Genomic DNA, 23180 nt, shown 5'->3' on the forward strand with positions numbered 1-23180 from the left:
CGTCAGAAAACCGCGTCGGCAGGGGGTACGGCCATGGACACGATCTGGCTCGACGGGGCGCAGTGGCTGGCCGTGCTGCGGATCGGGCTCGGGCTGTGGTGGCTGGAGAGCTGGCGGCACAAGGACCGGGCGGCCTGGTTCGAACGGGGGACCGGGATCGCGTGGGCCGCGGACGTGGCGGCCAAGCACCGGTGGAGCGCGGTGCGTTCCGGCTTCGAGGCGGTCGTGGCACCACGCCCCCGGATGATGGCGTACGTCGTCGTCCACGCCGAACTGGCCCTCGGTCTGGGGCTGGTGGCCGGACTGCTGACCCCGGTCGCGCTGGTCGGCGGACTCCTGCTCAACCTCATGTACTTCACCCTCATGATCCACGACTGGGCCGAGCAGGGGCAGAACGCGATGATGGCGCTGATCTCGGCCGTCGCCCTGTTCGGGATGGCCTGGCAGACGTGGTCGCTGGACGACGCGATCGGGCTCTTCCGGTGAGCGCCCGGTCCGGCCCGCCCGAGGCCGACGCCTTCACCCGGCCGTACTGGGACGCGGCCGCCGCGGGCCGGCTGCTGCTGCGCCACTGCGAGGCCTGCGGCCGGGCGCATCACTACCCCCGGGAGTTCTGTCCGCACTGCTGGAGCGAGGACGTGCGCTGGCGGGCCGCGAGCGGCCACGCCACGCTCTACACCTGGTCCGTCGTGCACCGCAACGACCTCCCGCCGTTCGGTGAGCGGGTGCCGTACGTCGCCGCCGTCGTCGACCTCGCGGAGGGGCCGCGGATGATGACCGAGATCGTGGAGTGCGCGCACGGCGCACTGCGGATCGGCATGGAGTTGCGGGTGGCCTTCCGCGGCGCGACACCCGTCTTCCGCCCCGCCGCCGCGCCCGCGCACCCCCACGGACCACGGGCGCCACGGCCGCCCCGGGGGTGAACTCGGGCGCCCGACGCGTTTCAATGGCTGGATGTCCGGTTTCCGTATGACGTCACCCGCCGAGCCCTTTCCCGAGCTGCACGGCCACGGTCTGCTGCTGCGGCCCTGGGACCCGGAGTCCGATGTCGACGTCGCGGCCTGGCTGCGCGGCGTGTCCGACCCGGAGTTCCAGCGCTGGAACACTCCGCTGCGGCCCGTCCGGGACATCGACGGCGCCCGCGAGTCGCTGCGCTCGCGCACGGAGAGCGCCACCGACGGCACGGGCGTCTCCTTCTGCGTCCTGGACGAGTCGGACGGTACGACGCTGGGGCACATCGGCATCAACGAGATCGACTCCGTCATGCGCGTCGCCCGCGTCGGTTACTGGGTCCTGCCGGAGGCCCGCGGCCGCCGGGTCGCCCTCCGCGCCCTCGCCCTGACCTCCCGCTTCGCCTTCGGCGCGATCCGACTGCACCGGCTCGAACTCGGCCACGCCCTCGGCCACGAGGTCTCCTGCCGGGTCGCCGAGCGGTGCGGGTTCCGCTACGAGGGGACGCTCAGGGGCGCGATGTTCGAGGCCGGGCGGCACGACGCGTTCCGGGACGTCCATCTGCACGCCCGGGTCGCGACCGACCGGGCGCCGGATCTGACGGACACGAGCGCCCGCCCGGAACAGGACCCGGAGGCGGGGCGGCCCTGAACCCTGTCGCCCCGGCGGGTCCCGTGCCCGGCCCCGTCCCGCGTCCGGGCCGGCGCGGCGGAAAACCGGAGGCGGCGGACGGGCGGCGGACGGAATCATGGCGGCATGCCTCGTGAGCCGCACGCCTGGGCCGTCACCCACGACGTGGACGCCTTCCTCGCGCGTGCGGGGGACTTCCTCCGCTCGCGGCCCGTTCTGCACACCGTGCCCCTGACGGTGACCCACGCCCTGCGCACCCGGGGGCCGGGGACGTCCGGGGAGCGGGCCCCCGTGCTCGGCCTGCTGGAGCGGGGCGGGGACGTCCGCGCGGCCTTCTTCCACACGCCACCGCGCCGCCTGAACGTCACCTCCCTGTCCGATGGGGACGCCGACGCACTGGCCGCGCGGCTGGCGGAGCTCGGACACGACCTGCCGGGCGTCACCGCCGACCGGGCCACCGCGGCGGCCTTCGCCGGGGCCTGGCAGCGGCACCGCCCGGGGGTGAGCGCCCCGCTGTCCCGCCGCGACCGGCTGTACCGGCTGGACACACCGGCCGTGCCCGGTCCCGTCCCGCCCGGTCGCCCGCGACGTGCCGCGGACGGTGACCGGGAGCTGCTCGCCCGGTGGTACGGCGAGTTCGCCGAGGCGGTCGGCGAGCGGACCGCGCGGGCCGCCGACGACTGGGCCGCCGCCCGGATCGCCGACGACGGCGTCACGCTCTGGGAGACGCCGGACGGCACGCCGGTCGCGATGGCCGGCCGGACACCCCGGATCGCCGGGCAGGTGCGCGTGGGCCCCGTCTACACCCCGGCCCCGCTCCGCGGCCGCGGCTACGCGGGGGCCGCCACCGTCGAGGTGGGCCGGGCCGCGCTGGCCTCCGGCGCGGACGAGGTCCTCCTCTTCACCGACCTCTCCAACCCCACCAGCAACGGCCTCTACCGGCGGATCGGCTACCGGCCCGTGGCCGACTTCGACGTGTACGACTTCGAGGACGCGCCGCGCCCCGCGAGGACGCCCGCCTGACGGGGGCGGGCGGCCTCCTCCGCGCGAAGACGACGCGCGTCCGCGTCCGGTGTCCCCGCCCGGCCCCTCAGTCCTTCAGGGCCACAGCAGTTCCCTGCGCCAGTCCGTCCCCGCGCCCGTACGGCGGTAGACGAGCCGCACGTGCCGGCGCCGCGCGTCGCCCTGGAAGAACTCCACCTCCTCCGGCTGGAGGCGGTAGAGGGTCCAGGTCGGCGCCACGGCGTCCGGCTCGCGCCCCGCGCGCTCCCAGGCTGCGTCCGAGGCACGCGCCAACTCCTCCACCGAGCCGAGCACTTCGCTCTGCCTGCCGACCAGGGCGGCGGCCAGCGCGCCCGTCGAGCGGGCGTGCAGGTCCGCCTGCCCCTCCTCCGGAGGAGCGGCCGTGACCGGGCCGCGCAGCCGGATCTGACGGCCCTGGGCGGGCCAGTAGAAGTCGAGCGCCGCGTAGGGGCGGGCCCCGAGCTGCCGCCCCTTCCGGCTGGTGGTGTGGCTCGCGAAGGCCCATCCGTCCGCGTCCGCGCCGTGCAGCATCACGATCCGTACGTCCGGCAGACCGTCCTCGTCCACCGTCGCCAGCGACATCGTGTGCGGCTCGGTCTGCCCCGCCGCCACCGCCCGCGCGAGCCACTCCGTGAACAGGGCCAGGGGCGCGGCGGGCGCGGCGGCCGGATCGAAGTCCGGCAGCTCGACGTCCCACACCCGCAGTGACCTCAGCAGTTCGTGAAGATCCGTTCCCATGCCTCCGAGTATCACTCGGGGGCCGGGCAGAGCTGCGCCCTCAGCACTCCGTGCAGCAGTTCGGCGTCCACGAACTCTCCGTCCTCGGGCGGGCCGGCGGCCCAGCCGAGCGGATAGGTGTTGCCCTCCGGCGCGGGGACCCCGATGTACTCGTCCGGTCCGCACCGGGCGAACCGCCGGGCCCCCGGCGGCCAGTCGTGCTCCGCGCTCTCCCCGGGAGCCAGCAGGAAGTACGTCCACCGGCAGCCGCTCCTCTCCCGTACGACAGGTCCGGGGCGTCCGTCGGTCAGTGCGCCGAGGTGGTGCAGCACGGCTTCCCCGCGGATGCCGCAGACCCGGACGGCGTCGAAGTGGACCCCGGCGAGTCGTAGTTGAAGGCCTGACTTGGGGACCCAATTCGGGGTGAGTTCGTTCGTCATGACTATGAGCGTGACGGTGGTTGCGTAGCGTGACCAGGTGGGCAAGGTCCACATTGCCGGTTGTGGGGAGAGCGGTGGTTGTTGTGGGGGCGAGTGGTGGGGGAGACATGGGGCGGAGGCTGGTGGGGGAACTGCTGCGCATCCAGCGCGGGCGGCTGGGGCTGACCCAGAAGGAAGCCGGGGAACTGCTGCTGGTCTCCGAGTCCTCCTACGGGGCGTACGAGAGGGCGGAACGCATTCCGCCGATCCAGTTCCTCAAGGACGCCGACCGCGGGCTGGACGCGCGGGGTGCGCTCGCAGCGTGCGTGGAGATGATGGAGGAGGAGAAGTATCCGCCGAAGTTCGTGGACTGGGTGCGGCTGGAGCGGCTGGCGCAGATCATCAGCGGGTACGAGGTCATGGTGATTCCCGGCCTCTTCCAGACGGAGGCGTACACGCGAGCCCTGTACGAGTCTCGCGTTCCCGCCTATACGGAGGAGGAGATCGAGAAGCACGTCGAGGCCCGGCTGGAGCGGCAGACGGTGTTGACTCGAAACCCACCGCCCCGTCTGAGCTTTCTGGTCGAGGAGTCGGCCCTTGAGCGGCCTTTCGGCAATCCGAAGGTGCTGAGGGAACAGTTGCTGCATCTCCTTGGGTGCATGAGAGCGCTGAACCATCTGACGGTGCAGGTCATGCCGACCGAACGGCATACGCATGCCGGGCTGCAAGGGCCAATGCAGTTGATGAGCACGGAGGAAGGCCGCAATCTGGTGTTCGCCGAATCCCAGGCAGGCAGTACGTTGATCACCAAGCCGGACCAAGTCAACGGTTTGTTCGACGTGTTCGGCATGCTACGGGCTCAGGCGCTTACGCCGTGGGAGTCCGCGGCCCTCATCGAAGGGAAGGCGGAGCAACTTTGAACCCGACCGGGCTTGCCTGGACGAAGTCGAGCTACAGCACCAACGAGGGCGGCGCCTGCCTAGAAGTGGCCCCCACCCCCGCCACCGTCCACATCCGTGACTCCAAGAACCCGGAGGGCGCCCCCGTCCTCGCCGTCGCCCCCGCCGCCTGGACCGCCTTCCTGCGTACCGTCCGCTGAGAGGGGCTACCGGCCCAGCACCACCGTCGCGGACGAGCAGAACCAGCCCCCGGTGCCGGAGGCCACGGCCAGCCGGGGCGGTTCGCCGTCCGGGCGCCGCACCTGGCGTCCGTCCGCCTCGCCCCGCAGCTGCCGCACGGCCTCGACCAGCAGGAACAGCCCTCGCATACCGGGGTGTTGGGCCGACAGCCCGCCCCCGTCGGTGTTCACCGGCAGTTCCCCGCCGACCAGCAGCCGCCCCTTCGCCGCGTCCACGAACGCCCCTCCCTCGCCCTTCGCGCAGAAGCCCAGGTCCTCCAGCGTCACGAGCGTCATGTACGTGAAGGCGTCGTAGATCTCGGCCACGTCGATCTCGTCCGGCCGTATCCCCGCCCGCCCGAAGGCGAGACGTCCGCTGACCGCCGCCGGGGACACCGTGAAGTCGTCCCACTCCGACATCGTCGTGTGGGAGACGTGCTCGCCGGTGCCGAGGACCCACACGGGGGCCGTACGGCAGTCCCGTACGTACTCCTCGCCCACCAGCAGCACCGCCGCGCCCCCGTCGGACCGCAGGCAGCAGTGCAGCCGGGTGAAGGGGTCGGCGATCACCGGGCCGGACAGGACGTCGTCGACCGTGATCGGGTCGCGGAACATCGCCTCGGGGTTGACGGCCGCGTTCGCGCGGGCCTGTACGGCGACCGAGGCGAGCTGTTCGAGCGTCGTGCCGTACTCGTGCATGTGGCGGCGGGCCGCCATCGCGTACTTGGCGATGAGCGTGTGCCCGTAGGGGACCTCGAACTGGAGCGGGCCGCGGGCCCCGAAGGAGAGGTCGCCCGTGCGGCGGCCCGCCCTGATGTCCGCGCGGGCCGTCGACCCGTACACGAGGAGGACGGCGCGGGCGTGACCGGCCGCGATCGCGTCGGCGGCGTGGGCCGCCATGACCTCCCAGGTGGAGCCGCCGACGGCGGTCGAGTCGACCCAGGAGGGCCGCAGCCCGAGGTACTCCGCGACCTCGGCCGGGGGGAGCGTGCCGAGACCGGCCGAGGCGAAGCCGTCGACCCGCGCCCGGTCCAGGCCCGCGTCCGCGAGCGCCCGGCGGGCGGCCTGCGCGTGCAGGGCGTAGGGGGTGGCGTCGTCCAGCCGGCCGCAGTCGGAGAGGGCGACACCCACCACGGCGACCTTGCGGTTCCCCGGAGTCATGAATCTGACGGTACATCAGATGACGGGTACGGGGGAGGGCGTGCCGCCTCCGTCCCCGCTCTGGGCATCTCCTGTCCGGCGGCCTAATATGACGGCCCGTCAGATCAGGAGGGGCCTGCCCATGGACGCCCGTTTCACCCCCGAACAGGACGAGATCCGCCGTACCCTCCGGGACCTCCTGCTCAAGCGGTGCGGTCCCGACGAGGTGCGGGCGGCCGTGCGGACCGCCGCCGGACACGACCCGGGCCTGTGGGACACGTTCGCCCGGCAGCTCGGTCTGCCGGGGCTCGCCCTCCCCGAGCGGTACGGCGGAGTCGGCTGTTCGGTGACCGAACTCGCCCTCGCCTGCGAGGAGTCGGGGCGGGCTCTGGCCCCCTCGCCGCTGATCGCCACGGCCGTCCTGGCCGCCCCGCTGATCCTGGCCCTCGGCACCGAGGCCCAGCGTGCCGCGCTGCTGCCCCGGATCGCGGACGGCGGACTGACCGCGGCCCTCGTGGTGCCGGGCACCGGGCTGCCCACCGCCCTGGGACTCGTCGGCGACCAGTACGGGGACTGGGCGGGCGGAGGCCGCGCCGGCGGGGTGCAGGCCCGCCGGGCCGACGGTGGCTGGCGCCTCTACGGGCAGGCGGCCCATGTGCTCGACGGACACAGCGCACGGCTCCTGGTGGTGGCCGCGCACACCGGAGGGTTCACCGGATCACGGACGTCGCTGTTCCTCGTACGGGCGGGGGCCGAGGGGCTCGTGCGGGTGCGGCAGACCTCGCTGGACGAGACGAGGGCGCAGGCCCGCGTCGAGCTGCGGGACGTGGTGGCCGAGCCGCTGGGAGAAGACGGGGCCGACACGCTCGGCGCGCTGGCCGGCCTCGGCCGGAGCGCGGCCGCCGTACTGGCCGCGGAGGCCGTGGGCGCGGCCGACCGGGCCCTGGAACGGACCGTCGAGTACGTCCGGCAGCGGGAACAGTTCGGGCGGGCCATCGGGACCTTCCAGGCGGTCAAGCACCGCCTGGCGGACGTGTACGTGCGGGTGCAGGCGGCGCGCTCGGCGGCCTACTACGCCGCCTGGAACGCCGGTGAGGACGGCGGCGGTGAACGGGTCGGGGGTCTCGCGCTCGCCCAGGCCCTGGAGGCGCTGCGGACCGCCGCGGCCGAGGGCATCCAGCTGCACGGGGGCATCGGCTTCACCTGGGAGCACGAGGCACACCTGTACTTCAAGCGGGCGTCCGGCGACGAGCTGCTCTTCGGGCCGGTGCACCGGCTGCGGGCGCACGCGGCCGACGACGCGCGCCTCTTCGAGGGCGGGGAGCTGGTGGTCTGATGGCCCGCGGAGCGTCCCCCGGGGTCCGGCTCGTGCGGAAGGTCTCCTCCACCCGTGCCTTCGCCCGCCTCGCACCCCGTCTGGTGCCCGCGGTGGACCGCGCGGTGCACCGCCTGACCCGCGGCAGGGTGCTGCTCAGCTCACGGATGCTGCCCGGCCTCGTCCTCACGGCGCGCGGTGCGCGCAGCGGGCTGACGCGGCGGACACCGCTGGCCTGCCTGCCCGAGGGGACCGACGCGTCGAGCTGGCTGCTCGTCGGCTCCAACTTCGGCCGCGCGGACCATCCGGCGTGGACCGCCAATCTGCTGGCCCACCCGGACGCCGAGGTGAGCTGGAAGGGCGCGGACGTCCCGGTGACGGCCCGGCTGCTGGCGGGGGAGGAGCGGGACGCGGCCTGGCGGGCGGTGGTGGCGTTCTGGCCGCCGTACGCCACGTACCAGGCGCGGATCGGCCGCGAGATCCGGCTGTTCCGCGTCACGCGGCGCTGAGGGCCCGAGCCGCCGGGCCCGGAGGCACGGGGCGGAGCTGCGGTGGGGCCCGTACAGCGCAGCAGGCGGCAGCCCGCCGGAGTGGTCCGTCCGGTGCGGGGCCGCCGCCTGCATGACAGGAGGTGGGGGCAGGGAAAAGAGGGAAGGGTCTCCTACTTGGCGGGCTTCTTCCCGGTCACGCCGAGGTGCACCAACAGCGCGAGATTCGGCTTGAGTTCAGCCTGCTTCACACCCCAGGTCTGGAAGCCCTTCTGGTGCGAGGCCACCGCCGCGAGCATCGCGACGAGCGAGCCGGCCATCGCGGCGGGGTTGACGTCCTTGTCGACCCTGCCCTTGGCCTGCAGCTCGGCGACCGTGTCCGTAAGGGAGTTGTTCACCGAGTTCAGGATCTTCATGCGGATCTTGTAGAACCGCTTGTCGCCCTCGGCGGCGCCCAGGTCGACCACGCGGAGGATGGCGTCGTTCTTCCGCCAGAACTCCAGGAACCCGTCCACGAGTTCCTGCGCGGTCTGCCAGCCGGCCTTGCCCGCCCAGGAGCGCCCGTCGAGCAGTTCGGTCAACCCGGCGCCCTCCGCGGCCATTTGCTCCGCGATCTCCAGGACGGCGCCTTCGACGTCCGGAAAGTACTGGTAGAAAGTCGCCGGTGAAGTGCCCGCCTTACGCGCGACATCAATGACTTTGACGTCCCGGTAGGGCGAGGAGCTGAGCATTTCGCTGAGGCAGTCGAGCAGTTTCTGCCTGGTCGCCTGCCCACGCCGACCGGCCACGCGGCCGTCGACGGTACGCACTTGTCCTGTCATGCCGTCAGCTTACCGAGGGGTGATCGGAGCGCGATTCGGCCGACTGCAAATGGGGTGCGGTGGGGTGTTGTGGGGCGTGGGTGAGGTGTGAGATGGACGCCGCACGGCCCGTGGGGCCCCTTCGGCCGGCGCCCGCCACCGCGCGGGGTGCCCGGAACGCCGTTAACTTGGCCGCATGGCCGTATCCCCGGCATCCGGCGCCTCCGACGCGTCCGGTGCCTTCCCCGAAGGCGTCCCCTGCTGGGTGGAAGCGCAGCTCCCCGACGTGGAGGCGGGCCGGCGCTTCTACGGCGAGCTGTTCGGCTGGACCTTCGGGGAGGGGTTCGGGCCGGCCGGGACCGGTGTGTGGGCGCGCCACCACGGAGAGCCCGTCGCCGCCCTGGCGCCCAAGGGGGACGGCCGGATGCCCACCGTCTGGACGGTGTACTTCGCCACCCCGGACGCCGCCGCGCTGGCCGCCCGGATCACCACGGCGGGCGGCGGCCTGATCACCGCGCCCACGCCGGTCGGCTCCTTCGGCACGACGGCCCTCGCCACCGACCCCGAGGGCGCCGTGTTCGGCCTGTGGCAGGCGGGTGACCATCCCGGCTTCGGCAAGCGGCACGTGCCGGGCTCGTTCTGCTGGGCCGAGCTGTACGCGCGGGACACCTGGGTCGTCGACGCGTTCTACGGTGCCCTCTTCCACGACGCCCTCTTCGGGGCCGACGCCTCGCCCGACGTCGGCCGGGCCCCCGTCCTCGACGTCTTCCCGGCGGAGATGCCACCGCACTTCCTGGTCCATTTCGGGGTCGAGGACGTCGAGGCGGTACTCGGAACGGTGAACCGGCTCGGCGGCCGGGTCCAGGTGCCCGCCTTCGACACCTCGTACGGAAAAGTGGCCGTCGTCACCGACAATCAAGGGGCGTCGTTCGCCGTCATCCAGCGGTGAACGGCCCCGCCCGGTGGCGGTGAAGCTCCGTCCACCGGTGGGAAGAAGCCGTTATATCCCGAGACACCCCGATCCGCACCCGGGTTCGCAACCGGTGCCGCGGACAGGAAGAATCGGGGTGCGTGCCGCCAAGGCGGTGCGGTGGTGAGACGCTGCACGGGGCCGCGTTCACACGTGGATGACGTGGCTCGTACGGGGAGGTGGCAGGCAAGTGGTGGATCAGCTGACGCAGCACGATCCGCGTCGGATCGGGCCGTTCGAGGTGCTGGGGCGGCTGGGTGCCGGCGGCATGGGGCTGGTCTATCTCGCGCGTTCGGCCTCCGGCCGTCGGGTGGCGATCAAGACGGTCAGGACGGAGCTCGCCGAGGACCAGCTGTTCCGGGTGCGCTTCACCCGTGAGGTCGAGGCCGCGCGCGCGGTCTCCGGCTTCTACACGGCGGCCGTGGTCGACGCCGACCCGCGTGCCGCCGTGCCGTGGCTCGCCACCGCGTACGTCCCGGCGCCCTCCCTCGAGGAGATAGTGAACGAGTGCGGGCCGATGCCGGCCCAGGCGGTGCGCTGGCTGGCCGCGGGCGTCGCGGAGGCGCTGCAGTCCATCCACGGCGCGGGGCTCGTCCACCGTGACCTGAAACCCTCGAACGTCCTGGTGGTCGAGGACGGGCCGCGGGTCATCGACTTCGGCATCGCGTCCGGCGTCTCGAACACCCGTCTGACGATGACGAATGTGGCGGTCGGAACGCCCGCGTACATGTCACCCGAACAGGCGAAGGACTCGCGCAGCGTGACCGGCGCGAGCGACGTCTTCTCGCTCGGCTCGATGCTCGTCTTCGCCGCCACCGGACACGCGCCCTTCCACGGCGCGAACCCGGTCGAGACGGTCTTCATGCTCCTCCGCGAGGGACCCGACCTCGAAGGCCTCCCGGACGAGCTGAGGCCGCTGATCGAGTCCTGTATGCAGATGGAGGCGGCCGGCCGGCCCAATCCCGCCGACCTCCAGGCACAACTGGCTCCCCATCTGTTCGGCTCAGGTTCGGACGACAGCGGTACCGCGTCGGCCTGGCTGCCCGAGCGGGCGGTGGGCCTGATCGAGTCGCGCCGCGGGGGCCGTCCGCCGGTGAAGACCCAGCCGTCCGGCGGCCGCAGCGGCGGCGGCCGCCCGGTCGTGCCCCCGCCTCCGGCGCACGCTCCCGCGGTCGTCGGCGCGCCCGACACCGGTCCGGTGCGACTGGCCGGCGGCAAGGTGCCCATCGGCCCCGGGCCGCGGGTCGCCGACGCCCGTGCCGCCGCGGTGAAGGCCCCTCCTCCGGAGGCCGGCCTCGCCGCGTCCTGGTCCCGGCCGCGCGTCGGCGTCAACGGCGCCGACCCGGCACCGGTGCTCGCGCCGCCGCCCCCGCCGGACTCCCCGTCCGGCTGGCGTCCCTGGCGCTTCCGTATGTCGAACGACGTCTGGGGCACGCCCACGGTCGCGGGCGACCTCGTCTACGTCACGTCCTTCGAGGTCCACGCGCTGGACGTGGCGACCGGCCGCCGCAGCTTCAAGACACGGGACGTGGCCTGGTCGATGGCGGTCGCGGACGGCCGTATCCACGCCTCCGACGGACCGACGCTGTTCGCCCTGGAGGCCCGGGAGGGCGCCGATCTGTGGCGGCTGGCGACGGACGCCTGGGTCTACTCCCTCAAGGCCGACCGGGGGACCGTCGTCACCGGGACGCGCGGGGGCGGTGTGCAGGCCTGGGAGGCCTCCAACGGCCAGAAACTCTGGGAGCTCACCGGCGCCCAGACCGACTTCGAGTCCCCGGAGGCGGGGCCCGCCGTGCACGACGGTACGGTCTTCGTCTGGAAGGACGCGCGGCTGCGCGCGCTGGAGGCCCGTACGGGCGAGGAACGCTGGTCGTACCCGATCGGCGACGCCGCGTCCTGCGGCGGCGTGCCGGTCCGGCTGACCCGGGCCGACGACGGCTACGTCTACATCTCCGCCGGCACCCGGGCGCTCGCCGTCGACGTGGCGAGCGGACATGTGCGCTGGCACTTCGAGGCGCCGGCGGTCTTCCTGTGCCCGCCGACCTTCGTACCGGGGCCCGCGGTCGCCGGCGGCGGGGTGTACCTCGCGGACTACCTCGGCACGGTGTACGCGCTCGACGCCACCGACGGACGCGACCGCTGGCGCATCGCGACGGAGGCCCGTGCCTCCATCGACCCGGTGCTCGTCGCCGCGGGGCACGTCCACGTCGGCAGCGGAAAGGGCCTGTACACCCTGGACGCGGTCACGGGCACGCCGAAGTGGCGTTTCCAGGCGGGCGGCGACATCGTGGGCGCGCCCGCCGTCGCCGAGGGCCGCATCCACTTCGGCTCCACGGACCATCTGCTGTACACGCTGAAGGCCGACGACGGGCGCCTGCGCTGGAAGCTGGCGACCGGGGGCGAGATCACCGGCGCCCCCGTCGTCAAGGACGGTGTCGTGTACGCCTGCAGCAAGGACCGCTGTGTGTACGCCCTGGACGCGGAGAAGGGCACCGGGACGGCTCGCACGACGTGAGCGCGGGACCCCCCGAGTGGCTGCCGGGGCCGTGGGTAGGGTGACGGCATGCAGACGCGGGGGCGCAGACTCAAGTTCACAGCGGTGTCGGCGATGGTGGTGCTGGCCCTGACCGGGTTCTCCACCGGCCGGCACGGCCACAGCCGCCACAGCGGGGGCGGGAGCGGGGGAGGCTGCAGCAGCTCCCGCCAGGACCACGACAGTTCGTCGTCGACCTCGGGCGGCGGCTCGTACGGCGGCGGTTCGTCCGGCGGTTCCTCGTACGGCTCCGGTTCGACCGACGACGGCACCGGCGGCACCTACCGGTCGCGGCCCACCCGCCGTTCCACGCCGACCTCGTCCGCCGGTGGCGGCCGGGCCCTGCAGAGCGGGACCGCGACCCTCGTGAGCTGCGCGTCCGAGAAGGCGCCCTACGCGACGGTCGAGGTCCGGAACCCGAACGGGCGAGCGGGCGGCTTCGTGGTGTCCGTCGCCTTCAAGGACCGCTCGGACGTCACCGTCGTCGGCGGCTCCGGGCGGGTGCGGGTCTCCGCGAACGGCAGGGCGACCGTCCGGGTGCCCGTCGGCAGCGCGGGTCTCGCCGGTTCCGTGGACCACTGCCGGGTCGAGCCGCGGGCCACGCCCGAGAGCTGACGTCCCGCCGGGCTCAGCGTGTCCTGAACCCGTCCGGACGCCGGGCGGAGAACAGGTCCGCCTGCCGGTCCGGGGGCAGGTTGCCCAGGGAGATGAGGTGCGGGGACTGGGCGAACGCGTGGGCGCGGGCCGCCTCGTGGGCCGTCCACAGGGCGCGCACGGTGCCCTGCACCCCCTCCGGCGGGCAGGCCGCGACGGCCTCTGCGCACCGGACGGCCGCCGCCAACGCCGCTCCGGGAGCGGTGAGTTCGGAGACCAGCCCGATGTCGTGGGCACGCCGGGCGGACATCCGCTCGGCGGTCCCCATCAGCGCCATCCGCGCGGCCTCCCCGTACGGCATCCGGTGCGCCATGTACACCGACTCGTACGCGCTGACCATGCCGTACGTCGTGTGCGGATCGAAGAAGGTCGCGGTCTCGTCGGCGACGACGAACTCCGCCTCCCCGAGCAGATAGAAGGCGCCCCCGCAGGCCATGCCGCGCACGGCGGCCACGACCGGCTTCCACAGGTCGTTGGCCTTGGGGCCGATGCGCAGGAGCGGATCGTCCACCATGAAGGGCGAGTCCGGCTGCGGCACCTCGGACGCACGGTCGAGCCCGGTGCAGAAGGCCCGCTCGCCCGCCCCGGTCAGGACGACGGCCCGCACGGAGTCGTCGAACCGGAACGCCCTCCAGGCCGAGGCGAGTTCGGCGGCGGTCTCGACATCGATCGCGTTCAGCCGGGCGGGCCGGTCCAGGGTGAGGACGGCGACACCGGTCTCCTCGTCGCGGGAGATCCGCAGCCCGCCGCTCACGACCGCTCCAGAACCCACTGCGGCAGCCCCCCGGCACCGAACACGACCCGCACCCGCGCCCCGATCCGGATGCGGTCGGGCGCGAGGGAGCCCAGCGGGTCGCCGGGCCCGGCGACCAGGTTGCCGACCAGGCGGATGCGCGGGGCGTCGGCGAGTTCGACGACGGCCGCGTTGTACGGCACCAGGGCCGCGTACGCCGGAAGCAGGGGCGGGTGGGGGACGACGTACGACCAGACCCGGCCGAGCCCGCTCGTCAGGCGCCACCGGCTCCCGAAGGAACGGCAGTGCGGACAGCAGGGCCGGGGCGGGAAGCGCGGCTCGCCGCAGTCGGCACACGCCTGGATCCGCAGCTCTCCCCGGGCGGCGTACTCCCAGAAGGGCGCGCCGTCGGCGTCCACGACCGGCGGGAGCAGACCTTCCGCGGGGTCCGGGGTGGGGGCTCGGGTCATCTCGGCTCCTCAGGTTCGCAGCAGGACGGCGGAGGTGGGGACCCCTTCCCCGGCCGTGACCAGACAGGTGGCGGCGCCGGGCACCTGTGCGGTACTGGTCCCCCGCAGCTGCTTCACGCCCTCGGTGATGAGGTTGAAGCCGTGCACGTACGCCTCGCTGAGCCCGCCCCCGCCGGTGTTGAGCGGCAGCCGTCCGCCGATCTCCAGGGCGCCGCCCTCGGTGAAGGCGGCGCCCTCGCCGCGGCCGCAGAAGCCGTAGCCCTCCAGGGAGAGCGGTATGAGGGGCGTGAAGGCGTCGTAGATCTGGGCCACGTCGACGTCGTCCGGGGTGAAGTCGGCGTTCTTCCACAGGTGCCGGGCGGCGGTCCAGGCCGGGCCGGTGAGCGGGTCGTCGTTCCAGTAGTTGACCATGCCGTGGTGCTGGGCTGGCAGGCCCTGGGCGACGGAATGGACGTACACGGGCCGCCGCCGGCAGTCCCGGGCGCGTTCGGCCGACACGATCACGCAGGCCAGCGCCCCGTCCGTCTCCAGGCAGTTGTCAAAGAGACAGAGGGGTTCGCTGATCCAGCGGGAGGTCATGTACATCTCGCGGGTGAGCGGGCGGTCGTACATCATCGCGGCGGGGTTCTGGTTGGCCCGGTTGCGGCAGGCGAGCGCCACGTTGAAGAGATGGTCGCGGGTGGCGCCGTACTCGTGCATGTAGCGGCGCGCCAGCATGCCGATCTCGTCGGCGGGCCTGAGCAGCCCGAAGGGCCGCGTCCACTGCGCCGGGGTCGGGAGCTGGGCGACCGTGTTCCGCCACGGCCGGGGGCCGCTGCCGCGCTTGCGCGACCGCCAGGCGACCCCGACGCTCGCCTGCCCGGTGGCCACGGCGGCGGCGAGATGAGCGACCGTCGCGCACGAACCGCCGCCCCCGTACCCGACCTTGCTGAAGAAGGTGAGGTCCCCGAAGCCGAGCGCCTTGGCGACCTCGACCTCGTCGGTCTCCTCCATGGTGTACGAGGCCAGCCCGTCGACCTCGGAGGGCGCGATCCCCGCGTCGTCGAGAGCGGCCAGGATCGCGCGGCAGGCCAAGGTCTTCTCGGGCTCGGGGAGTTGCCGGGCGAAGGGGGTCTGGCCGATACCGACGACGGCCGTGGCGTCCTTGATCCCCGCCGTGCTCCGTGCCATGGGCGCGCGCCTCCCTGCGTACCGGGGCTGCTGACAGTGCGTCAGGCTACCGCTAATCTGACGGGTAGTCAGCTAGCTGTCGTCGGTCCGGGGAGGCCTGCTGTGCGCGGTGACTTGGAGTGGGGCAGCGTCCCGGGGCTGATCCGGTCGGCGGCACGGCGGTTCGCGGACCACGAGGCCGTCGTCGAGGGCCGGACCCGCGTCACGTACGCGGAGCTGGGCGCCCGCGTGGAACGCGCCGCGGCGGCCTGTCTCGCCGAGGGGGTGCGCACGGGCGACCGGGTCGCCGTCTGGGCACCGAACACCCTCGACTGGATCGTCAGCGCGCTCGGCGCGGTCTCGGCGGGCGCCGTCCTGGTCCCCCTCAACACCCGCTTCAAGGGCGCCGAGGCGGTGTACGTGCTGTCCCGGAGCCGGGCGCGACTGCTCTTCGTGACGGGGACGTTCCTCGGGACCTCGTACGTGGCCGCACTGCGCCGCGCGGCGGGCGAGGGGGACGGCCCCGGCCCGCTGCCCGGCCTCCCGCACCTGGAGCAGGTGGTGGTGCTGTCGGACGACGCCCCCGCCGACTTCCTCACCTGGAAGGATTTCCTGGCCGCCGGGGACGCGGTCGGGCCGGAGCGGACCCGGGAGCGCGCGGAGTCCGTGGCGGGCACCGCTGCGTCCGACATCGTCTTCACCTCGGGGACGACGGGACGGCCCAAGGGCGCGGTGATCACGCACGCGCAGAGTCTGCGGGGCTACGCGATCTGGAGCGAACTGGCGGGCCTGCGCGCGGGCGACCGCTATCTGATCGTGAACCCCTTCTTCCACACCTTCGGCTACAAGGCGGGGGTGCTGGCCTGCCTGATGCGCGGCGCGACCATGGTCCCGCAGTCCGTGTTCGACGTGGACACGGTGCTGGCGAACGTGGCGGCCGAGCGCATCTCGGTCCTCCCCGGACCGCCCACGCTCCACCAGTCCCTCCTGGACCATCCGTCCCGGGACGCCTACGACCTGTCGGCGCTGAGGCTGGTGGTGACGGGTGCCGCGGTGGTGCCCCTGCGGCTGGTGGAGCGGCTGAGGTCGGAGCTGAGGATCGCCGCCGTGCTCACCGCGTACGGGCTCTCCGAGGCGAGCGGGATCGTCACCATGTGCCGCCGGGGCGACGAGCCCGCCGTGATCGCCTCCACCTCGGGGCGGGCGATCCCGGACACCCAGGTCCGGGTGGTGGACGCGGCCGGGGTGCCGGTGGCCCCCGGCACCCCGGGCGAGGTACTGGTCCGCGGCTTCAACGTGATGGGGGGCTACTTCGAGGACCCGGCGGCCACGGCGGCGGTCCTGGCGCCGGACGGCTGGCTGCGCACCGGCGACGTGGGTGTCCTCGACGCGGCCGGGAACCTGCGCATCACCGACCGGATCAAGGACATGTTCATCGTCGGCGGGTTCAACGCCTACCCCGCGGAGATAGAACAACTCCTGGGCCTGCACCCGGACGTGTCGGACGTGGCGGTGGTCGGGGTGCCGGACGGGCGGCTGGGCGAGGTCGGCAGGGCCTACGTCGTACGGCGCCCGGGCGCCGAACTGACCGGCGGTGACCTGATCGCCTGGTCCCGCCGCGAGATGGCCAACTTCAAGGTCCCCAGGACGGTCGAGTTCGTGACCGAACTCCCGCGGAACGCGAGCGGGAAGGTGGTGAAGGGGGAGCTGCGGGGGCGGTGAGGAGTTCGGTTCCGGCTCCAGGGGTGGAGCCGACGCGGCCGCTCCTGGATGGACACGGCGAGGGGGCCGAGCTCGGCCCGGCCCCCTCGCCGGGATACGACCGCCGGATCAGGTCGCGTGGACGTTGTCCGTGGTGACGGGGACGTCCGTGGCGTGGACGTTGGCGAATGCAGGGACCGACGTGCCGATCGCAGCCGCAGCCGCAGCCGGAGCCGCGAACGCGACCGTGATCAGGGCCTTCTTGGTGCGGGTCATTCCGACTCCTGTTGAGGGGACTCTCGAACTCCCCGTGACGCGAGCGTCACGAGGGGCAACTGTTCGAGTGGTTCGAACAGTTTGAGTCGAAGGTTGACCGGAACCGTCCTCCCGGCACACGTCAGCCGCGACGGCTCCCCCTCCGCGCCGCCGCGGCTGATCCCCGTGTGAAATGAAGGTCTAGCTGGGCTCGGACGTCACATGCGTGTTGTCCGGGGTGGCCTCGCCCTCGCCGTCGTCGCCGACCTCGGTGACGTGGGTGTTGAGCGGCTTGATCGGGCTGCTCGTCACATGCGTGTTCAGCGGCGTGATGTCCTCGCCGGCCTCCGCGTCGGTGACGTGGGTGTTGTCCGGCTCGACAACCGGCTCGTTCTCGGTCGTGCTCATGGTGCTTCCTCCCCTTTGGCGGGACCAACTGGACTGCAGGTGGCCCGCCCGGACACTCCCCCGTGGGTGACCGGGCGGGCCACTCGGGTCGCCCAGCCTAGACTTCGAGCGCGGCGACCTCACCGGCGGTCCGTCTGCCCCCCGACGCGACGGATCGACAAGCAAGAGACTGCCGGGTCGCGATAAACGAACGATGAACGCCCTGGCGGGCTTCTAGACAGCCGCGATCGGGGTGAGGAGGGAACGCACCTCCGTGGCCTCCGGGGAGTCCAGCTTCTCGTAGATGTCGAGGGCCTCGCGCCAGCAGACCTGAGCCCGGCCGGAGTGGCCGATCCCGTCGAGCGCCTTGCCCAGCACCGTGAGGACGTTGCCACGCCGCCATTCGCCACCGATGCCCCGCAGGACCGTGAGCGCCATCTCGGCGTTGCCCGCCGCCCGCGTGGGCTGGTGCGCCTCCAGGTCGACCTCCGCGAGGCGGCACAGGGCCATCCCCTCCCACAGACGCTGGCGGCTGTCACGGAAGATCCGCAGCGCCTCCTCCAGTTGCTCCACGGCGGTGGAGTGCTGTCCGCTCCTGCCGAGCGCCATCCCGAGCGCGTAACGGCCGTTCGCCACGCGGAGGGAGTGGCCCAGCGTCTCGTAGATCTCCGTCCCCTGGCGGGCGAGGATGACGGCCGACTCCGCGCGCTCCGTGACCAGGTGAAGACGCGAAAGGTTGCACAGCGAGCTGGCCGAGCCCGGCAGGTCGCCACAGTCGCGGAACTCCTCGATGGCTCGGTTGAAGTTCCTCTCGGCGTCCTCGTGGCGGCTCTGGTAGAAGGCGATGCTCCCGAGGATGTTCGCCGCCCAGCACAACGGCAGCGGGTCCTCGGCGGACTCGGCGAGCCGGAGCGCCTGCTGCGCCTCCTGGTCGGCCTGGTCGAAGAGGCCGGAGAAGAGACGCGCGTTACTCAGGACCACGCAGGCCCGGCCCTCCGCACGGACGTCCGACGCGGCGCGGGCGGCGTCGCGCAGGGTGGTGGCGACCTCCTCGTACTCCTTCGCGTTGGCTCCCGACTCGGCCAGGTCGACCGCGGCCCACAGGAGGTCGACAGCACGCCGCAGGGTTGCCGCGCCGGCGGACTGCCGCACACAGGCGAGAAGGGGCACGGCTTCGGAGTAGAGCCAGTCCCAGGCTCCCTTGCGGTGCGGGAAGACCAAGCCCGGAGTGCTGGTGGGCTGCAGATGCTCCGTCAGCCGGTCGCCGGGCCGCTCGATCGCGTACACCCCCGCCGTCGTCGCCAGATAGAAATCCAGCAGCCGCGACAGCGCCGCGTCGCGCTCGCTCGGTGGCTGTTCGTCGCGTTCGGCGCAGGCGCGGGCGTAGAGGCGGACCAGGTCGTGGTAGCGGTAGCGGCCGGGGGCGGCGGACTCCAGGAGGGAGGTGTCGACGAGGGACTCAAGGAGGTCCTCGGTGTCCTCGGCGGGCAGGGCGAGGACGGCGGCCGCGGCGGCCAGCGAGATGTCCGGGCCGTCCGCGAGGCCCAGCAGCCGGAAGGCGCGGGCCTGGGCCGGCTCCAGCTGGCCGTAGCCGAGCTCGAAGGTGGCCTTGACGGCGAGGTCGCCGGCCTGGAGCTCGTCGAGGCGGCGGCGCTCGTCGCCGAGCTTCGCGGCCAGCACCGAGACCGTCCAGGTGCGGCGGGCGGCCAGCCGGGACGCGGCGATGCGGATCGCGAGCGGGAGGAAACCGCAGGCGGCGACGACGTCGAGGGCCGCCTCGCGCTCCGACGCCACCCGCTCCTGTCCGACGATCCTGGTGAAGAGCTGGAGGGCCTCCTCGGGCGACATCACGTCGAGGTCCACCAGATGGGCACCGGCCAGGTCCACCATCCGCACCCGGGACGTCACCAGGGCCGCGCAGCCCTCCATGCCGGGGAGCAGCGGGCGCACCTGGGCGGCGTCCCGGGCGTTGTCCAGCAGCACCAGGACCCGGCGGCCGTCGAGGACCGAGCGGTAGAGCGCCGCGCGTTCCTCCAGGGAGTCGGGGATGGAGGAGGCCGGAGTGCCCAGGGCTCGCAGGAAGGAGCCGAGCACCGTCTCCGGCTCCGCCGCCCGCTGCCCGGCGCCCTGGAGGTCGACGTAGAGCTGTCCGTCGGGGAAGGCGGCCCGTGCCCGGTGGGCGACGTGCACGGCGAGGGTCGTCTTGCCCACGCCGCCGATGCCCGCGAGCGCCGAGACCGCCATCACCCGGCCCTCCTCGGTGGAGGCGGCGGCGAGGACGTCACTGAGTTCCTGGACGAAGGCGGCGCGGCCGGTGAAGTCGGTGACCGTGGCCGGGAGCTGGGCCGGGCGGATGGGCGCCGCCACGGGCTCCGCGGCCGGGGCGGACGGCTCGGCGAGTCCCGGGTCCGCCTGGAGGATGCGCTGCTGGAGTTCCTTCAGGCCCGCGCGCGGGTCGACGCCCAGTTCGTCGGCGAGCAGCCGGCGGGTGTCGGCGTAGACGGCGAGGGCCTCGGCCTGGCGTCCGCTCCGGTACAGCGCCAGCATGAGCAGTTCGCGCAGCCGCTCCCGGAGGGGGTGCGCGGCGGTCAGCGCGGTGAGCTCGGACACCGCCTCGGCGTGGCAGCCCTGCTCCAGGTCCATGTCGAGCCTGGACTCCAGGAGTTGGAGGCGCCATTCCTCCAGGCGGGCCCGCTGGGTGTCCGCGTACGGGCCCGGCACGCTCGCCAGGGGTTCGCCGTCCCACAGGACGAGCGCCCGGTTCAGCAGCTCGCGGGCGAGGCCGAGGTCGCCCGAGTGCTTGGCCTTCTCCGCGTCGGCGGATATCTCCTGGGCCTCGGCGAGGTCCAGCGTGCCCGCGCCCTCGGACAGTCGGATCGCGTAGCCGCCCGACTCGCTGATCAGCACGCCCGGGTCGAGCGCCTTGCGGAGCCGGGAGGCGTAGGTGCGGACGGCGGCGAGTGCCTGCGAGGGGGGTTCGTCGCCCCACAGGGCGTCGATCAGCTCGCCGGACGTGGCGGTCCGGCCCTCCCGCAGCAACAACGCCGCCAGCAGCGCGCGTTGCTGGGGGGAACCGGTGGGAAGCGTCTCCCCGCCGCGCCAGGCGCGCACCGGTCCGAGCACGCTGAAGCGCAACGCCGCCGATTCCTCGGGACGCCGCTGCTCCGGCACTCGCGGTACACCGTCCATCGCTGTCCCCCTGCCGAACCGTCAGTACAACGAGGCCAGTTTGCCTTGTTCATGGCGGATGCGTCAGCCGTGCGAGACGGCGATCACAGCCGCGCGCCCGAGGCGGTCGCGGAAGATCACACATCCCTCACACGCTCTCCGCACACGTTCGCACAGAGTCATGGGTTCCCGGGAGCGCTTCCAGACAGCTGACGGGTCGTCAGATCGGCGCTACCGTGGGCCGTATGGAGACCACCCAGACCCCTTCGACCGCCTCCGACTTCCCCAGGATCATCTCGGTGGACGACCACACCGTGGAGCCCCCGGGCGTCTGGCGGGACCGCCTCCCGTCGAGGTACCGGGACACCGGCCCCCGCATCGTCCGCGCGCCGCTGAAGGAGATGACCTTCCTCGGCGGCAGGTTCGCCCCGGTGATGGGACGGCCGGGCGACGACGGGCCGGTCGGGGACTGGTGGGTGTACGAGGACCTGCACCGGCCGCTGACCCGCCTCGACACCGCCGTCGGGTACGACAGGGACGAGATACGCCTGGAGGTCATCACGTACGAGCAGATGCGCCCCGGCTCGTACGACGTCCCCCAGCGGCTGGCCGACATGGACGTCAACCACGTCCAGTCCGCGCTGTGCTTCCCGACCTTCCCGCGCTTCTGCGGACAGACGTTCACCGAGGCCAAGGACCGTGAGCTCGGACTGCTCTCGGTGCGGGCCTACAACGACTGGATGGTGGAGGAGTGGTGCGGCCCGCAGGCCGCCGGGCGTCTCGTCCCGCTCACCCTCGTCCCGCTGTGGGACCCCGTGCTCGCGGCCGACGAGGTGCGCCGCAACGCGGCCCGTGGTGTGCGCGCGGTCGCCTTCTCGGAGATCCCGCCGCACCTCGGACTGCCCTCCGTGCACACCGACGACTGGGATCCCTTCCTCGCGGCCTGCGACGAGACCGGCACGGTCGTCGCCATGCACATCGGCTCCAGCAGCAGGATGCCGTCGACCTCGGCCGACGCCCCGCCCGCCGTCGGGTCGACCATCACCTTCGCCAACTGCTGCTTCTCGATGGTGGACTGGCTGATGAGCGGCAAGTTCGAGCGCTTCCCGAACCTGCGGGTGATGTACGCCGAGGGCCAGATCGGCTGGATCCCGTACATCCTGGAACGCGCCGACGTGGTGTGGGAGGAGAACCGCGGCTGGGGCGGTGTCGCCGACAAGGTCCACCGTCCGCCGTCCGAGCTCTTCGCCGGGCATGTCTACGGCTGCTTCTTCGACGACGCCTTCGGGCTGAGGAACCTCGACTCCATCGGGGTCGCGAACGTCCTGTACGAGACCGACTACCCGCACTCCGACTCGACCTGGCCGAAGTCCCGCGAGGTCGGCGAGGCCCAGATGGGCCATCTCGCCCCGGACGTGGTCGAGCGGATCGTACGGGGCAACGCGATCGAGCTGCTGGGCCTGACGGAGGACGGCCTGTGGCCGGGTCCGGGCGGTGCCCGGTGACCGGGGACGGGCTCCGGACGCCCGCGGCCGCGGACGGGCCGCTGAGCTACGGCATCCAGCTCCCCGTCCAGTCGCAGAGCACCCTGTACGCCGAGCGGTGGGAGGCGGGCGCGGGTCCGGCCGAGCTGGTCGCGGTCGCCCGTGCCGCGGACCGCGGCGGCTTCGCGTACGTGGCGGTCTGCGACCACGTAGCCGTCCCTCGGCGGCTCGCGGAGGCCATGAGCACGGTCTGGTACGACCCGGTGGCCACCCTCGGCTTCCTGGCGGGCGTGACCGGACGGGTTCGGCTGCTCAGCCATGTCGCGGTCGTCGGTCTGCGGCACCCGCTCGTCACGGCCAAGCAGTACGCCACCCTCGACCACCTCAGCGGCGGCCGGCTGATCCTCGGGGTCGGCGCCGGGCACGTCCGCGAGGAGTTCGACGCGGTGGGGGCGGACTTCCGGCACCGGGGCGCGGTGCTCGACGAGTCCATCGACGCGCTGCGGGCGGCGCTGGGGCCGGACGAGTTCCCCGAGCACCACGGGAAGCTCTACGACTTCGCCGGGCTCGGCCAGCGCCCCCGGCCGGCCCAGCCGCACGTGCCCCTGTGGGTCGGCGGCTCCTCGCCCGCCGCCGTGCGCAGGGCCGCGCTGAAGGCGGACGGCTGGCTGCCGCAGGGCGACCCGCGCGAGCGGCTGCCGGAGCAGATCGCCACGCTGCGGCGGCTGCGCGAGGAAGCGGGGGTCCGCGCCCCGCTCACGGTGGGGGCCATCACCGAGCCCCTGTACGTGGGCGAGCCGGGCTGGGCGACCGGGCGGCGCACGCTCAGCGGGCCGCCCGAGGTCCTCGCCGCGTCGCTGCGGGAGTACCGCGCGATGGGGGTGGACCAGATCCAGGTGCGGTTCCGGTCGCGCGGGAGCGGTGAACTTGTCGACCAGATGGACGCGTTCGGCGCGGAGGTGGCACCGCTGCTCGGCTGAACCGCGGGGCCGCCCCGCCGGGGCAGCCGCACCGGCCGCCGGGTGGACGGGCGGTGGGGAGGGGCGGCGTGGATTGTCGGACACGACCAGGGAGAC

At 73.2% G+C, this 23180-nt stretch carries 24 protein-coding genes; 14 read left to right on the forward strand and 10 right to left on the reverse strand.

The features are described 5' to 3' along the window. Window positions 1–33 precede the first annotated feature (33 nt). The 4 genes from OG776_RS23790 to OG776_RS23805 all read left to right on the forward strand — a co-directional run bounded on the left by OG776_RS23790 (window position 34) and on the right by OG776_RS23805 (window position 2604). Window positions 34–486 (forward strand): DoxX family protein, encoded by a 453-nt coding sequence (locus OG776_RS23790; protein ID WP_148008940.1) that lies wholly within the window; start codon window positions 34–36, stop codon window positions 484–486. After that, on the forward strand, window positions 483–923 hold the full coding sequence (locus OG776_RS23795; RefSeq protein WP_187285591.1) for a Zn-ribbon domain-containing OB-fold protein: 441 nt from the start codon (window positions 483–485) through the stop codon (window positions 921–923). Before OG776_RS23790 ends, OG776_RS23795 begins: the two co-directional genes overlap by 4 nt. Window positions 924–954: 31 nt before the next feature. After that, window positions 955–1602, forward strand: a complete 648-nt coding sequence (locus OG776_RS23800) for a GNAT family N-acetyltransferase (RefSeq protein ID WP_329322510.1) — start codon at window positions 955–957, stop codon at window positions 1600–1602. 105 nt (window positions 1603–1707) lie between these two features. Then, entirely contained in the window at window positions 1708–2604 is an 897-nt protein-coding gene (locus tag OG776_RS23805; RefSeq protein WP_148008939.1) for a GNAT family N-acetyltransferase, read from the forward strand. 75 nt (window positions 2605–2679) lie between these two features. Here OG776_RS23805 and OG776_RS23810 read toward each other — a convergent pair whose 3' ends face one another. Further along, a complete protein-coding gene (locus OG776_RS23810) occupies window positions 2680–3342 on the reverse strand; it encodes a pyridoxine/pyridoxamine 5'-phosphate oxidase (RefSeq protein WP_148008938.1) in 663 nt (220 codons plus the stop codon). Window positions 3343–3353: 11 nt separating this feature from the next. Then, window positions 3354–3761, reverse strand: a complete 408-nt coding sequence (locus tag OG776_RS23815; protein WP_148008937.1) for a hypothetical protein — start codon at window positions 3759–3761, stop codon at window positions 3354–3356. 122 nt (window positions 3762–3883) lie between these two features. Here OG776_RS23815 and OG776_RS23820 point away from each other — a divergent pair, with 122 nt between their 5' ends. Both OG776_RS23820 and OG776_RS23825 read left to right on the forward strand, forming a co-directional pair. Beyond that, window positions 3884–4660, forward strand: a complete 777-nt coding sequence (locus tag OG776_RS23820; protein WP_329322511.1) for a helix-turn-helix domain-containing protein — start codon at window positions 3884–3886, stop codon at window positions 4658–4660. Next, the gene (locus tag OG776_RS23825; RefSeq protein WP_443077283.1) at window positions 4615–4839 is read left to right on the forward strand and encodes a DUF397 domain-containing protein; all 225 of its coding nucleotides are present in this window, start codon (window positions 4615–4617) and stop codon (window positions 4837–4839) included. The genes OG776_RS23820 and OG776_RS23825 overlap by 46 nt, the downstream gene beginning before the upstream one ends. 6 nt (window positions 4840–4845) lie before the next feature. Here the strand turns inward: OG776_RS23825 and OG776_RS23830 are convergent, their stop codons facing one another. Next, a complete protein-coding gene (locus OG776_RS23830) occupies window positions 4846–6018 on the reverse strand; it encodes a thiolase C-terminal domain-containing protein (protein WP_148008935.1) in 1173 nt (390 codons plus the stop codon). 121 nt (window positions 6019–6139) lie between these two features. On the opposite strand from OG776_RS23830, the gene OG776_RS23835 reads away from it, so the two are divergent. After that, window positions 6140–7333, forward strand: a complete 1194-nt coding sequence (locus tag OG776_RS23835; RefSeq protein WP_148008934.1) for an acyl-CoA dehydrogenase family protein — start codon at window positions 6140–6142, stop codon at window positions 7331–7333. Continuing rightward, on the forward strand, window positions 7333–7821 hold the full coding sequence (locus OG776_RS23840) for a nitroreductase family deazaflavin-dependent oxidoreductase (protein WP_148008933.1): 489 nt from the start codon (window positions 7333–7335) through the stop codon (window positions 7819–7821). Before OG776_RS23835 ends, OG776_RS23840 begins: the two co-directional genes overlap by 1 nt. A 152-nt stretch (window positions 7822–7973) precedes the next feature. Here OG776_RS23840 and OG776_RS23845 read toward each other — a convergent pair whose 3' ends face one another. Then, the gene (locus OG776_RS23845) at window positions 7974–8609 is read right to left on the reverse strand and encodes a TetR family transcriptional regulator (RefSeq protein ID WP_148009451.1); all 636 of its coding nucleotides are present in this window, start codon (window positions 8607–8609) and stop codon (window positions 7974–7976) included. 187 nt (window positions 8610–8796) lie between these two features. On the opposite strand from OG776_RS23845, the gene OG776_RS23850 reads away from it, so the two are divergent. The 3 genes from OG776_RS23850 to OG776_RS23860 all read left to right on the forward strand — a co-directional run bounded on the left by OG776_RS23850 (window position 8797) and on the right by OG776_RS23860 (window position 12718). After that, window positions 8797–9549, forward strand: coding sequence for a VOC family protein (locus tag OG776_RS23850; RefSeq protein WP_148008932.1), 753 nt, complete (start codon window positions 8797–8799; stop codon window positions 9547–9549). A 211-nt stretch (window positions 9550–9760) separates the two neighbouring features. Then, window positions 9761–12085 carry an outer membrane protein assembly factor BamB family protein gene (locus tag OG776_RS23855; protein ID WP_148008930.1) on the forward strand — a complete coding sequence of 775 codons (2325 nt, stop codon included), beginning with the start codon at window positions 9761–9763 and terminating at the stop codon, window positions 12083–12085. A gap of 48 nt (window positions 12086–12133) precedes the next feature. After that, window positions 12134–12718 carry a hypothetical protein gene (locus OG776_RS23860; RefSeq protein WP_148008929.1) on the forward strand — a complete coding sequence of 195 codons (585 nt, stop codon included), beginning with the start codon at window positions 12134–12136 and terminating at the stop codon, window positions 12716–12718. Window positions 12719–12731: 13 nt separating this feature from the next. Here OG776_RS23860 and OG776_RS23865 read toward each other — a convergent pair whose 3' ends face one another. The 3 genes from OG776_RS23865 to OG776_RS23875 are packed head-to-tail and all read right to left on the reverse strand — an operon-like array spanning window position 12732 to window position 15130. Next, window positions 12732–13511: an enoyl-CoA hydratase/isomerase family protein gene (locus OG776_RS23865; protein ID WP_261994501.1), complete on the reverse strand. Its 780-nt coding sequence runs from the start codon at window positions 13509–13511 to the stop codon at window positions 12732–12734. After that, window positions 13508–13924, reverse strand: coding sequence for a Zn-ribbon domain-containing OB-fold protein (locus OG776_RS23870; RefSeq protein ID WP_148009450.1), 417 nt, complete (start codon window positions 13922–13924; stop codon window positions 13508–13510). The genes OG776_RS23865 and OG776_RS23870 overlap by 4 nt, the downstream gene beginning before the upstream one ends. A gap of 45 nt (window positions 13925–13969) precedes the next feature. Beyond that, a complete protein-coding gene (locus OG776_RS23875) occupies window positions 13970–15130 on the reverse strand; it encodes a lipid-transfer protein (protein ID WP_148008927.1) in 1161 nt (386 codons plus the stop codon). A 102-nt stretch (window positions 15131–15232) separates the two neighbouring features. Between OG776_RS23875 and OG776_RS23880 the strand changes: the two genes are divergently transcribed. Further along, on the forward strand, window positions 15233–16831 hold the full coding sequence (locus OG776_RS23880; protein ID WP_148008926.1) for a FadD3 family acyl-CoA ligase: 1599 nt from the start codon (window positions 15233–15235) through the stop codon (window positions 16829–16831). 108 nt (window positions 16832–16939) lie between these two features. Here OG776_RS23880 and OG776_RS23885 read toward each other — a convergent pair whose 3' ends face one another. The 3 genes from OG776_RS23885 to OG776_RS23895 form a co-directional block, all read right to left on the reverse strand. Next, complete coding sequence (locus OG776_RS23885) at window positions 16940–17086, reverse strand: hypothetical protein (RefSeq protein WP_329326484.1); 147 nt, start codon at window positions 17084–17086, stop codon at window positions 16940–16942. 180 nt (window positions 17087–17266) lie between these two features. Beyond that, complete coding sequence (locus tag OG776_RS23890) at window positions 17267–17473, reverse strand: hypothetical protein (RefSeq protein ID WP_148008925.1); 207 nt, start codon at window positions 17471–17473, stop codon at window positions 17267–17269. 213 nt (window positions 17474–17686) lie between these two features. Next, window positions 17687–20641, reverse strand: coding sequence for an AfsR/SARP family transcriptional regulator (locus tag OG776_RS23895; RefSeq protein WP_148008924.1), 2955 nt, complete (start codon window positions 20639–20641; stop codon window positions 17687–17689). 224 nt (window positions 20642–20865) lie between these two features. On the opposite strand from OG776_RS23895, the gene OG776_RS23900 reads away from it, so the two are divergent. Both OG776_RS23900 and OG776_RS23905 read left to right on the forward strand, forming a co-directional pair. After that, a complete protein-coding gene (locus tag OG776_RS23900) occupies window positions 20866–22125 on the forward strand; it encodes an amidohydrolase family protein (protein ID WP_148008923.1) in 1260 nt (419 codons plus the stop codon). After that, complete coding sequence (locus OG776_RS23905; protein ID WP_261994500.1) at window positions 22122–23084, forward strand: LLM class F420-dependent oxidoreductase; 963 nt, start codon at window positions 22122–22124, stop codon at window positions 23082–23084. Before OG776_RS23900 ends, OG776_RS23905 begins: the two co-directional genes overlap by 4 nt. Window positions 23085–23180: the final 96 nt, after the last annotated feature.

The organism is Streptomyces sp. NBC_01689, from assembly GCF_036250675.1.
GTDB lineage: Bacteria > Actinomycetota > Actinomycetes > Streptomycetales > Streptomycetaceae > Streptomyces.